Source organism: Chitinophaga sp. MM2321 (assembly GCF_964033635.1).
Taxonomy (GTDB): domain Bacteria; phylum Bacteroidota; class Bacteroidia; order Chitinophagales; family Chitinophagaceae; genus Chitinophaga.
This window is the reverse complement of the sequence record NZ_OZ035533.1, coordinates 272,658-284,962: the sequence shown is the minus strand read 5'-3', so window position 1 is coordinate 284,962 and position 12,305 is coordinate 272,658. Positions and strand designations below refer to the sequence as shown.

General features: G+C 46.7%; 9 protein-coding genes. 8 read left to right on the top strand and 1 reads right to left on the bottom strand.

The window, feature by feature from the left end; genetic code table 11:
• Window positions 1–5: 5 nt before the first annotated feature.
• From ABQ275_RS01045 to ABQ275_RS01035, 3 genes are all read left to right on the top strand, one after another.
• Complete coding sequence (locus ABQ275_RS01045) at window positions 6–1,349, top strand: dihydroorotase (RefSeq protein ID WP_349316404.1); 1,344 nt, start codon at window positions 6–8, stop codon at window positions 1,347–1,349.
• 78 nt (window positions 1,350–1,427) lie between these two features.
• On the top strand, window positions 1,428–2,756 hold the full coding sequence (locus tag ABQ275_RS01040; protein ID WP_349316403.1) for a MutS-related protein: 1,329 nt from the start codon (window positions 1,428–1,430) through the stop codon (window positions 2,754–2,756).
• Between the two features lie 43 nt (window positions 2,757–2,799).
• The gene (locus ABQ275_RS01035) at window positions 2,800–4,341 is read left to right on the top strand and encodes a YifB family Mg chelatase-like AAA ATPase (protein WP_349316402.1); all 1,542 of its coding nucleotides are present in this window, start codon (window positions 2,800–2,802) and stop codon (window positions 4,339–4,341) included.
• Between the two features lie 6 nt (window positions 4,342–4,347).
• Here the strand turns inward: ABQ275_RS01035 and ABQ275_RS01030 are convergent, their stop codons facing one another.
• On the bottom strand, window positions 4,348–6,477 hold the full coding sequence (locus tag ABQ275_RS01030; protein WP_349316401.1) for an elongation factor G: 2,130 nt from the start codon (window positions 6,475–6,477) through the stop codon (window positions 4,348–4,350).
• Window positions 6,478–6,630: 153 nt separating this feature from the next.
• Between ABQ275_RS01030 and ABQ275_RS01025 the strand changes: the two genes are divergently transcribed.
• From ABQ275_RS01025 to ABQ275_RS01005, 5 genes are all read left to right on the top strand, one after another.
• Entirely contained in the window at window positions 6,631–8,400 is a 1,770-nt protein-coding gene (locus tag ABQ275_RS01025; RefSeq protein ID WP_349316400.1) for an ABC transporter ATP-binding protein, read from the top strand.
• A gap of 42 nt (window positions 8,401–8,442) precedes the next feature.
• The gene (locus tag ABQ275_RS01020; RefSeq protein WP_349316399.1) at window positions 8,443–8,877 is read left to right on the top strand and encodes a DUF983 domain-containing protein; all 435 of its coding nucleotides are present in this window, start codon (window positions 8,443–8,445) and stop codon (window positions 8,875–8,877) included.
• A gap of 456 nt (window positions 8,878–9,333) precedes the next feature.
• Window positions 9,334–9,723 carry a type VI secretion system tube protein TssD gene (gene tssD / locus ABQ275_RS01015; RefSeq protein WP_349316398.1) on the top strand — a complete coding sequence of 130 codons (390 nt, stop codon included), beginning with the start codon at window positions 9,334–9,336 and terminating at the stop codon, window positions 9,721–9,723.
• A gap of 49 nt (window positions 9,724–9,772) precedes the next feature.
• Complete coding sequence (locus tag ABQ275_RS01010) at window positions 9,773–11,572, top strand: phage baseplate assembly protein V (RefSeq protein WP_349316397.1); 1,800 nt, start codon at window positions 9,773–9,775, stop codon at window positions 11,570–11,572.
• 1 nt (window position 11,573) lies between these two features.
• Window positions 11,574–12,305 (top strand): hypothetical protein, encoded by a 732-nt coding sequence (locus ABQ275_RS01005; protein ID WP_349316396.1) that lies wholly within the window; start codon window positions 11,574–11,576, stop codon window positions 12,303–12,305.

Genomic DNA, 12,305 nt, shown 5'->3' with positions numbered 1-12,305 from the left:
GTTGTATGCAAAATTATCTCATCAGAAATATATCGGTAGTAAATGAAGGGCGTACTACGGTACAGGATGTGTTGATCAGCAACAACCGCATTGAAAAAATAGCCTCCAACATAACTGCCAGTGGAAATTACACAGAAATTAACGGAGAAGGAAAACATCTGCTGCCGGGCGTTATAGACGACCAGGTGCATTTCCGGGAGCCGGGCCTGACAGAAAAAGCCACTATTTATACAGAAGCACGCGCAGCCGTGGCCGGTGGCACTACCAGCTTCATGGAAATGCCCAACACCAAACCCGCAGCCCTTACCCAGGAATTACTGGAAGATAAATATGTCATCGGAAAACAACATTCCCTGGCTAACTACTCTTTTTTCATGGGCGTTTCCAACGATAATGTGGAAGAAGTCCTGAAAACGAATAGCAAAAAAGACAGTGTTTGCGGTGTGAAAATATTTATGGGTTCTTCCACCGGTAATATGCTGGTAGATAATTATCTCACCCTGGAAAAAATATTTTCCGGTACTGAACTCCTGATTGCCACACACTGTGAAGATGAAAAAATCATCCGTGCCAATATGGAACAGTTCCAACGCGAAAAAGGCGACCAGCTCACCGCTGCCGACCATCCGCTCATACGCAATGTGGAAGCCTGTTTCGAGTCGTCATGGACGGCCGTTCAATTTGCCAAAAAACATGATGCCCGCCTGCACATCCTGCATATCTCCACCGCCAAAGAATTACAACTCTTCAGCAATATGATGCCGCTGGCAGACAAACGCATCACCGCCGAAGTGTGTGTACATCACCTGCACTTCACCGCAGATGATTATGCACAATACGGTAATCTCATCAAATGCAACCCGGCTATCAAAGCACCGGAAAACAAAACCGCCCTGTGGCAGGGACTCCTGGACGACCGCCTTGATATCATTGCTACAGACCATGCGCCGCATACCTGGGCAGAAAAACAACAACCCTATCTGCAAGCGCCATCCGGTGTGCCATTAGTGCAACACAGCTTGCTCCTCATGCTGGAATATGCCAGACAAGGTGCTATCTCCATAGAAAAAGTAGTGGAAAAAATGAGCCATGCGCCGGCTATCTGCTTCAACATAAAAGAAAGAGGATTTTTACGCGAAGGATATTTTGCAGACTGTGTAATCGTAGACCTGCAAGGCAATACATCCGTGAACAAACAAAATATTTATTATAAATGCGGCTGGAGCCCATTTGATGGTCATACCTTCCCCGCAGCCATCACACACACTTTTGTAAGCGGCCACCTGGCTTATAACAATGGTAAATTTGATGAATCTGTAAAAGGGAAACGACTGGCGTTCAATTCCTAATCCGATTTGGGGATTTACGGATTGTGGAATTTTTCATTTCTGGCATCTATCTGCATATATTAACCAAAATGTCGTTGCATGCAATTGGACAAAACATCCTATAACGACCTGTCTATTTTCAACAGGGATGAAGAATATTCCCTTTTTAACCGGCTGAACTTCACGACCACCGCAGGTGGACGCGAATACCTCCGTCAACTGTTCAGCTCTCCCCTTCAGAACATTGCAACCATTGAAAGCAGACAGAAAGCACTGAAATATATACTGGAACAGGAAAGTAACTGGCCCTCCATTATTTCCAACGGTACTATTGTGGTGGTGGAAAATTATATGGAAGCGCAGATAGAGCCCATTTCAAATACGGAAGGTGTTGCACTTCATATTCAGGCTGCAATTAATAAAACCATGTATGCCCCTGATTTCGGGTACATAAAATTCTCTTTTACACAACTGGTAAATCTGCTGCGTGGTTTCCGCACTTTTGTAAGCGTATTCAATTCAGACGAGACACCAAAAGTGCTAAAAACCTTGCTGGACAGGGCGGAGCAGCTACTGCACCGGCAGGATTTCAGTGATATTTTACAGGCAGAAGAAGAAGGTAAGCTGAACTATGTACAGATCATGCGCTATGATAATTATGTCAGGAGAAGACATAGAAAAGTAGTGGAAGAACTGGTTACTTTATATCATCAGTTAGATGCCTTCTATGGCATGGCCAAAGCCATGAAGCATTATAACCTGCACTTCCCTATGTTTTCCGGCAGTACGCAGCCGCTGATAAAAGCATCGCAGCTCTATCATATTATTTTGCCTGAACCGATAGCCTATGATCTTTCGCTGGATGAAACCAATCACTTCATGTTCCTCACCGGCGCTAATATGGCCGGCAAAACAACATTTATCAGGGCAGTAGGTATTGCAGTGTTCATGGCGCATATAGGCATGGGCGTGCCTGCGGAGCAAATGGAGCTGAGCTTTTTCCATGGTATTTCCAGCAACATACAGGTGCAGGATAATATCTTTAAAGGTGAAAGTTATTTTTACAGCGAAGTATTACGGATTAAAAATACCATCATACAGATCAATAACGGCAAAAACTGGCTGGTACTGATAGATGAAATGTTTAAAGGCACGAATGTAGAAGACGCTAAAAACTGTTCCCTGGCGGTTATCCGCGGATTGCTGCGCAGTACTAACTGTCTTTTTATTTTATCTACCCATCTCTATGAAATAGCGGATGAACTGCGTGATGAAAAAAGAATTCTCTTCAAATATTTTGAGTCTGAAGTGTTTGATGATAACCTGCATTTTACTTATTTGTTGAAAGATGGTATTGCAAAAGAGAAAATCGGTTATTTAATATTGAAGCGGGAGAAAGTGCTGGATCTGCTGAACCAGATTGGCTGACGATAATTTATTCCTATATTAGTAGCTGTTAACCCAGCTCCATATGATTGTTAAAACCTTTGGCAGCGCCATTCAGGGCGTAGATGCCATTACCATCACGATTGAAGTAAATGTTGCTTCACAAGGAAACAAGTTATTTATTGTAGGGCTCCCGGATAATGCCGTAAAGGAGAGTGAGCGGCGTATTGAGTCGGCCATCAATAACCTGGGGTATCCGATGCCAAGAACCAGGACTGTTGTGAATATGGCGCCAGCAGATATACGTAAGGCCGGCGCGGCTTACGACCTGCCGATAGCAGTTGGTATGTTGGGGGCTTCCGGTCATGTAAGCGCCACTACTTTCGGGGATTACCTCATGATGGGGGAACTATCGCTGGATGGCACTTTGTTGCCCATCAAAGGTGCATTACCCATGGCGATACAGGCCCGCAAAGAAGGGTTCCGCGGATTCATCGTACCTGCACAGAATGCCCGTGAGGCAGCCATGGTGAGCCAATTGGAAGTATATGGCATTTCACATCTCGCCGATGTGTTGCGCTTCTTTGATCATCCGGGCAGCCTGCCGCCGGAAAGCATAGATGCGCGGGACGATTTCTTCTCCGCACAAGGCGCATTCGATGTTGATTTCAGCGATGTAAAAGGGCAACACAATATCAAGCGTGCGCTGGAAATAGCCGCTGCCGGCGGGCATAATGCCATATTGATCGGACCACCCGGTGCGGGCAAAACCATGCTGGCGAAAAGATTACCCACCATACTCCCTCCCCTCACTTTGCAGGAAGCACTGGAAACCACCAAAATCCATTCTGTTGCCGGTAAACTACCAGAGCATGCGTCGCTGATTGCACGCAGGCCCTTCCGGTCGCCACACCATACCATCAGCGACACCGCACTGGTAGGCGGTGGCAGCATTCCACAGCCCGGTGAAATTTCACTGGCGCATAACGGGGTGCTTTTCCTGGACGAGTTACCTGAGTTTAAACGCAAAGTACTGGAAGTGATGCGGCAGCCAATTGAAGAACGGAGAGTTACGATTTCACGGGCCCGCACCGCCATTGACTTCCCTGCCGGCTTCATGTTGCTGGCATCCATGAATCCCTGCCCCTGCGGCTATTTCAACCATCCTGAAAAAGAATGTACCTGTGCCGCCGGGATGGTGCAGAAATACCTCAACAAAGTTTCCGGCCCGCTGCTGGACCGCATTGATCTTCATGTGGAAGTAACACCGGTATCTTTTTCATCATTATCAGCTCCACATAAAAGTGAGCCAAGTGCGTATATCCGCGACCGTGTTATCGCCGCGCGTGCGGTACAGGCAGCCAGGTTTGCTGCTTCACCGGGCATTTACAACAATGCGCAGATGAATAGTCAGCAACTGGCAACCGTATGCGTGGTGAGTGATGCCTGCAATACACTATTGAAAAATGCGATCAATAAACTAAAGCTCTCTGCCCGCGCGTATGACAGGATATTGAAAGTCAGCAGAACCATTGCCGACCTGGCAGCAAGTGAAACCGTGGAAGTAGCGCATATGGCAGAAGCAATACAGTACCGGAGCCTGGATAGAGCGGGATGGGGGAATTAAAATAAATTATGCTGCCTCCGTCTTTTGGTACTCGTCACTTAGTTTTTTCTGTAGCTCCGGTGGTACCGGCGCATACTCTGCGAATTGCGATTTGATCTTTGCTTTACCCTGGGTTACGTTGCGAAGTGCGGAGAAGAGTTTATCCAGTTCTGCCTGTGGGATGCGCGCTTTTATGACCTGGTACCCGTTTAGTGTATCCATGCCCGTTATGATGCTCCTGCGGCTTTGTAATTCACTCATAATATCGCCCATCATAACATCGGGAGCGGTTGCCTCCAGGTCAAAGACGGGCTCCAGCAGCTGAGGAGCAGCCTGGTGGAAAGCTTCCCGAAAAGCCATCATACCGGCTATTTTGAAGGAAATATCGTTACTGTCTACCGGGTGCATTTTACCATCGTATACGCTTACCCGTATATCACGTACATACGATCCCGTTAGTGGGCCTTCCTGCATTTTTTCCATCACACCTTTGAGGATGGATGGCAGGAAGCGGTTGTCTATAGCACCGCCTACAATACAATTATTAAAAACGAGCTTGCCGCCCCATTGCAGCGGCACTTCTTCCGTATCACGAACGGTATAATCTTTAAAGGGAGGCATCCCTTCATACCAGGGTTCTATCTTCAGAAATACTTCTCCAAACTGTCCTGCACCACCGGATTGCTTTTTATGCCGGTAAGATGCCAGCGCCGGTTTACGGATGGTTTCACGGTAAGGTATTTTTGCTGCGTGGAAGTCTACCTGCATCTTATAGATATTTTCCAGCCGCCATTTTGTAATGAGCAGGTGCAGGTCGCCCTGGCCATGGAGAATCACCTGTTTCAGTTCGCGGTTGAATTCCACTTCCAGGGTAGGATCTTCCATGTGAATTTCTGCCAGTACTTCGCTCAGTTTCTCATCATCTCCCTTATTCTTTGCTTCAATGGCCACACGTGCTTTGGGAGAAGGGAAGCGGATGGGATCTATTTGTTGCGCACCAAAACTTTTATCGCACAGGGTTTGATTAGTCAGCGTATTTTTCAGCTTCAGGGTACACCCGATATCTCCGGCACGGAGGGATTCCACGTTGTTACGGTTCCTGCCATCAGCAATAAACAGCTGGCTGATACGTTCGGTGGTATTCCCTTTTTCATTGATCAGCTCCATGCCGGGCCTGACTTCGCCGGACATCACTTTAAAAAAAGAGAGACGACCGATATGCGGTTCCTGTAATGTTTTGAATATAAATAAACAGGCGGGTCCGGCAGGATTGCAGGGCACTTCCTTACCTGCTTCCGTCATTTCCGGTGGCATTTCCACCGCAGACGGCGCTACATTATCTATAAAGCCCATTAACCGGCCACTGCCCATGTTGTTTTTGGCAGATAAACAAAACACCGGGAAAACCTGGTGTTTCAGCATCCCTATTTTGATGCCCTGTCGTAGTTCGTCTTCATCGAGACTGCCTTTCTCGAAATACAGCTCCATGAGGGTGTCGTCATTTTCTGCGGCCTTTTCCACGAGTGCGTTATGCAGTTGTTCCGCCCTTTCCTTTTCATCGGCGGGGATGGGTAGTTTTTCCGGTTTGCCGCCATTTTCCGGGAAGCGGTAGAGGGTCATTTTCAGGAGATCTATGATGGCATTGAATCCTGGGCCCTGGTTTACCGGGTATTGCATAACGGTTACTGCATTTCCCAGGATGCGGGTGGCATCTTCCACGGTTTTATTGAAATTGGCCTGTTCGGTATCCAGCTGGTTGACGGCCAGGATGGTGGGTTTACGGTATTTATCCACATAATCCCAGATCAGTTCCGTACCTACTTCCACTCCGTACTGGGCATTGAGTAGCAATACAGCGGTATCGCATACACGAATGGCCGCAATTACTTCACCGATGAAGTCTTCCAGGCCGGGGGTATCTATTATATTGATCTTATAATCTCTCCATTCCGTATGCATACAGGTAGCATATACGGAATTGCTGCGTTCGTGTTCTATGTCGTGGTAATCAGATATGGTGTTTTTTTCTTCTACAGTTCCGCGTTTACTGATAATACCGGCTTCAAACAGCATGGTTTCGGAGAGGGTGGTTTTGCCGCTTTTGGGTGCGCCTAGCAATACGATGTTTTTAATATGTTTCTCATCATATGTTTTCATATGTGGAGGTTTAATAAAGTAATCGTTAATCACCGTGCCCTATGAAAGAACTTACTACTATTAAGTTACCATTTTTTGCGTAAAAATTGACGAGACTTTTACTCTGAATATGTTGCAACATACAGTAACTTTGTCCACCAGGAAATCTGATATATGAAATTATTACTACATTATTTAAAGAACTATAAAGGACTTATTGCGCTGGCCTTGCTGCTGGCTACTGTTAACCAGTTGTTTTCCTTAATGGACCCTTACATTTTCGGTAAGATCATTGACCAGTTTGCCTCTCATCCGCATGCCATCGGGGATATTGCCCGTGGGGAGAGCAGTTATCTGAAAGGAGTATTACTATTGCTGGGCGCTGCTATCGGCGTAGCCATGGTATCCAGGATAGCGAAGGCTTTCCAGGATTATTTTGTGAATGTGATTGTGCAGAAATTTGGCGCGCAGGTATATACAGACGGGTTAAAACACTCACTACGCCTGCCTTACCAGCAGTTTGAAGATCAGCGCAGCGGGGAAACGCTGGCTATCCTCCAGAAAGTAAGAACAGATTGTGAGAAATTTATCACCTCTTTTGTAAACGTGCTGTTTGTGGCCATGATAGGGGTCATTTTTGTGATGGTGTATGCTATCAGTGTGCATTGGACCCTGGTGCTGGTATACCTGGGAGGTTCTGTTTTGCTGGGTTTGCTGATGAATGTACTGAGCAGAAAGATAAAGGTGATACAGAAAACAATTGTAAAGGAAACCACCGCGCTGGCGGGTTCCACCACGGAATCCCTGCGAAATATTGAGCTGGTAAAAAGTCTTGGGCTGACCCAGCAGGAGATCAGACGGCTGAACTCTACTACGCTGAAGATCCTGATGCTGGAACTGAAAAAGGTACGCAGCATCCGTAGTATCAGTTTTGTGCAGGGTACTTTTGTAAACCTGATGCGGCAGGCCATTCTGTTTCTGCTGTTGTTTTATATCTATCGTGATATTGTTTCCATTGGTCAGCTGATGACCTTACAACTCTACTCCTTCTTCATTTTCGGACCTTTGCAGGAGCTGGGTAACATCATCCTGAACTACAGGGAAGCACAGGTATCGCTGTTGAATTTTCAGGGGATTTTAAATACGCCGGTAGAAGAAATGCCAGCCAATCCTGTTAAGATCCGGCATATTGATGAGCTGTTGTTCAAGCAGGTGGGTTTTAAACATCTCACCGCCACCACCAAGGCTTTGGATCATGTTAACTTTTCCGCGCAGGTGGGAGAAACGATTGCTTTCGTAGGCCCGTCCGGTTCCGGTAAAACCACGCTGGTAAAGCTGTTGGTAGGATTATACAAACCCAATGAAGGCCATATTTTCTATAACGGCGTAGATGCCAATGACGTAGACATGGAAGAACTGCGTCACCAGGTGGGCTTTGTAACACAGGATACGCAACTGTTTGCGGGTACTATCCGGGAAAACCTGTTGTTCGTGAATCCGGGCGCAACGGATGCGGATGTAATGGAGGCGTTGAGCAAAGCGTCCTGTTATTCTTTACTGGCAAGGGCCGACAAGGGACTGGAAACGGTGATCGGTGAAGGTGGTATTAAAATTTCGGGGGGAGAAAAACAACGTTTATCCATTGCCCGTGCCTTGCTGCGCAAGCCGCGGTTACTGGTGTTTGACGAGGCTACGTCTGCCCTGGATTCTATTACGGAAGAAGAAATTACGAAAACGGTGCGGCAGGTAACGGCCAGCAAGCAGCATATTACCGTTATGATCGCCCACCGTTTGAGCACCATCATGCATGCAGATCGCATTTATGTACTGGAAAAAGGACGTATCGTAGAAATGGGTAAACATGCGGACCTCCTGGAAGAAAAAGGGCTGTATTATGCCATGTGGCGCCAGCAGATCGGCGAGCGTAAGCTGGAAGCAGTGTAATAAATTAAAAGGCTTACTTTTGCCCGAATTATCAAAAATCAAATGGAACATAAGCGCCCGAATTATTTCCTCAGCATGCTAACAATGAAGTGTCCGAAATGCAGAAAAGGAAATATGTATAAAGATCAGAATCCTTTTCATGTGAGGTTTTCAAAGATCTTCAACATGTATGATAACTGCCCGGTATGCCGACAGAAATTTGAGTTGGAAACAGGGTTCTGGTTTGGAACAGGGTATGTGAGCTATGCTTTATCAGTTGCCTTCAGTGTATTTAACCTGATCTGGTATGCGCTCATTTTTGGTATCACGTGGAGAGACAACAGCATTTTTATATGGCTGGGTGTAAACGGCGTATTGCTGGTGCTTATACAACCCTGGCTGATGCGGATTTCGCGGGTTATCTATCTTTATTTCTTTGTGTATTATGATGAAAGTACAGAGAAGCTGGAGAAGCCGGAACACCATCATCATCACTAGAGAATGTTATCAGAAAAATATTGGAAAAAAACAGGGGGCTGTGGAGACAGCCCCTTTCTTTTTCAACCAAAATCTGAACCATTTGGTGGTCAGAAAAAACTTGACTCAGCAAAAAACCAAAATAAATGAGGGAAAACTGCTCTTGCAATTCGCGGCGGGACAATCAATCACACACCTTTTTTAAAAGTGGAGCTAAACTACAAAATCCTTTAATATTACATAACTAATTTACATAAGTGGTAGCTATCCAGCATCATTTTTTACAAAAAAATATTTCGAAATTATCTTGATCTCAATAGAAAATTGTATTTTCAGTAAAAGAACGAAAACCATATCAAGTCCGGGTCATTAATTGTTCACCTATAGGATTTAATTCTTAGAAGAAAAGCCCATCCGGCATTTACATCCTGCACTCATCTTGCATGCCTGTTGTTTTAACATTAAACCAACAGTCACATGTCATTTAAAGCAACTATCAGTATTAACGGGGAAGAAATGAACGTATTGGAATGTCAATTCGTTTTCACCCAAACGACAGACCATAACGGAAAGCCCGCCACCCGGCCCCAGGGAGGTATTGTAGCCGTTGTTGTGGAATCAGGCGGAGATACGCATCTTTTCGATTGGATGATTTCCAATACGCAAACAAAAAGCGGCTGTATCACCTTTCTACGGCGGGACGCGCTTTCGCGGTTGAAAGAGCTGCATTTTAAAGATGCTTACTGCATTGAATACGCAGAACATTTTAAGGCGAGCGGAGAACAACCCATGCAGATCAGGATAAAATTATCCGCCAGGGAACTGGTGCTGAATCAGTCTGCCTACCAAAACCCATGGCCCTTGTAAGGCCCCTGCATCCATCATTTAAACCCCTCACAAAATAAAACAGGTTGTCATGCCATTGAATACCCATACTACCATATCTATCGCGGGGAAGGAATTCCGGCACTTCCAGACACTGACCATCCAACAAAGTATGAATGGTCACCACAGCTTTGAACTGCTGATCAGTTATGACTGGCTACATCACGGCGGGAAAGGGCTTTTTACCGGCAGCCGGGAGCTGCTTGGCCAGGAAATCAGCATCCACATTATTCCCGTTGAAGCTGCCACGGCGCCGGGAGAGCTCCGCTTCAACGGATTGATAACAGCCGTACACGCAGGTAAAGAAAGCGACGGTACCCAGGGATTTTGCCTGGTAAAGGGTGAAAGCCTTACCATCCTGCTGGATAATAATCCACATATACAGGTGTTTGAAGCGCAAACACTGGGCACTATCGTAAACGGCCATATGAAAAATTGTGGTCCCCTCGCCGGCAATGCACTGATAGCCCCGGTGAACACCGCTACCCATCCCTATCTTGTGCAATACAGGGAAAGTAACTTCGTTTTTCTGCAAAGACTGGCAGCACGTTTCGGCGAATGGTTCTTTTATGACGGGCAGCGAATCATTTTCGGCGCTTATACCCCTGCCAATATAAAGCTGTTACACCCGGTGAGCCTTGTAGACTTTAACCTCCAATGGCAGGTGAAATCCGGTAACACGACTGTGAACCACTACGACTACCGGCAAGACAGTTGTGTAACAACAACTACCATGACATCTACGGGCAATATGAATCCTGATACCGCGCATGCATTGAAGACGGGCAACAGACTTTATCATCGATCATCCTGCAATAAATCCGGCGAATCCTTTCACGGGCCGGCAAATGCGCAGGTAGCAGCATGGGCGCAGTTACAGCGCAAACGCCATATTGCGGGACTTGTACAACTAAAAGGGCATAGCAAACATCCGGGTATTCGTATAGGCGATACCGTTTGTACCGGTGAATCACTCCTTTCACGGGAGCAGCACGGAGAATTTACCATCACGCAGCTGACGCATCACTGTAGCGGCAACGGCATGTACTACAACAGCTTCACCGGTATTCCTGCGGACAATAACGTATGTGATGTGCGCACAAACACCGTCCCTCCCTGTGAGTCGCAGAGCGCCGTGGTAACAGAAAATCATGACCCCGAAGGACTTGGCCGGCTACGTGTAAGGTTCAGGTGGCAGCAGCAGGGCAGCACACCCTGGATCCGGTTTATATGCCCGCATGGTGGCGGTGGCAAAGGGTTTCACTTTATGCCCGAAACAGGGGAAGAAGTTTGGGTGGGTTTTGAAGGAGGAAATCCTGAGCTGCCTTTTGTAATGGGCGCAGCATATAACGGTAAGGCACATACGCCATTTGGCGATGCCGGCAATAACCTGAAGGTAATCAAAACCCGCAGCGGGCATACCATTATGCTGGATGACAGTACCGGCGAAGAACAGATCATTATCAGCGACAGAAACGGTAACGCCATTAGTATGGATACCCAGGCACGGAATATCACCATTACCGCACCCGAAGAACTACTGCTGAAAGCACGGAATATCCGCATACAGGCAACAGAAAATATAGAGATGCATGCCGGCGAAAATATTTCGCAAGGCGCCGGAGAAGATATGAACGCCTATGCCGGCACCCATGCCACACTGATGGCAACACATATTATGCAGCAAGCGCGCGAAAATTTCACCCGTACCTCCAAAACGCTGAAAGAAGTGGCTGAATGCATAGACATCAACAGTATAAAGGAAAATATGGTGCTGGCATCTTCCAAAACAGTAGATATAAAAAGTGTAGAAAAAATAAAATTATTCTGACATGACTGCTACCAAAACGAAAGCCCTGCAACACTACCGGGTCACGCATACGCTCGTACACTATATAGGGAGCGAGATGCCGGCAAACACTATCACTTACACTGCATCCCTGCGACTACAGCGAAAAGGGTTACTGGCAAAGATCGAGATCGACCGCCGCGCCTTCTTTATCATGGCGCCGGAGTCGATCCTGGATGAACTCAGCATACGCACGCTGCAAATTTTATATCCCCTGCAAATCAACCATCAGGCCGATGGCACAGCTGTTACCATTGTTAATAAAGACGATATACAGCTACGCTGGCAAGCCATGGGCCCGCTCATAGAAGCACCCTCCGGCGACGACATTACAGCTAACCTGTTGCAGCAGGCGCACAACAGGATCACCAATCATATGCCGCCTGATCATATTTTACAGCACGACCTCTTTATACAGACCTACCTGCTATCGAAACGAAAAGATCAACCCGCGGAGATTCCCATGCGGGATGTAACCTATCAGGTTGTCAAACAAGTGAATACCATCCACGAAAACAGGGAACGGGAAATGCATATCATTGGCAAGCTACCCGATGAACAGGCCGGAGAACTTTACTACAACTGCGTTACAGCACCTGACACATCGGAATTCATTTCTTCCAGGTGTGAAATATTTCATTACCTCGGGCAGCGGCTATCCCTGCGGGAGCAGCTGTTAATAATGCCCATACATCCATCCTCAAAATTAAAATGA

What these genes read in the sequence shown, in the direction of transcription:
- ABQ275_RS01025 (WP_349316400.1), top strand. Translation starts at nt 6,631, where the DNA reads ATGAAATTATTACTACATTATTTAAAGAACTATAAAGGACTTATTGCG.
- ABQ275_RS01020 (WP_349316399.1), top strand. Translation starts at nt 8,443, where the DNA reads ATGGAACATAAGCGCCCGAATTATTTCCTCAGCATGCTAACAATGAAG.
- ABQ275_RS01030 (WP_349316401.1), bottom strand. Translation starts at nt 6,477, where the DNA reads ATGAAAACATATGATGAGAAACATATTAAAAACATCGTATTGCTAGGC.
- ABQ275_RS01045 (WP_349316404.1), top strand. Translation starts at nt 6, where the DNA reads ATGCAAAATTATCTCATCAGAAATATATCGGTAGTAAATGAAGGGCGT.
- ABQ275_RS01040 (WP_349316403.1), top strand. Translation starts at nt 1,428, where the DNA reads ATGCAATTGGACAAAACATCCTATAACGACCTGTCTATTTTCAACAGG.
- ABQ275_RS01035 (WP_349316402.1), top strand. Translation starts at nt 2,800, where the DNA reads ATGATTGTTAAAACCTTTGGCAGCGCCATTCAGGGCGTAGATGCCATT.
- tssD (WP_349316398.1), top strand. Translation starts at nt 9,334, where the DNA reads ATGTCATTTAAAGCAACTATCAGTATTAACGGGGAAGAAATGAACGTA.
- ABQ275_RS01010 (WP_349316397.1), top strand. Translation starts at nt 9,773, where the DNA reads ATGCCATTGAATACCCATACTACCATATCTATCGCGGGGAAGGAATTC.
- ABQ275_RS01005 (WP_349316396.1), top strand. Translation starts at nt 11,574, where the DNA reads ATGACTGCTACCAAAACGAAAGCCCTGCAACACTACCGGGTCACGCAT.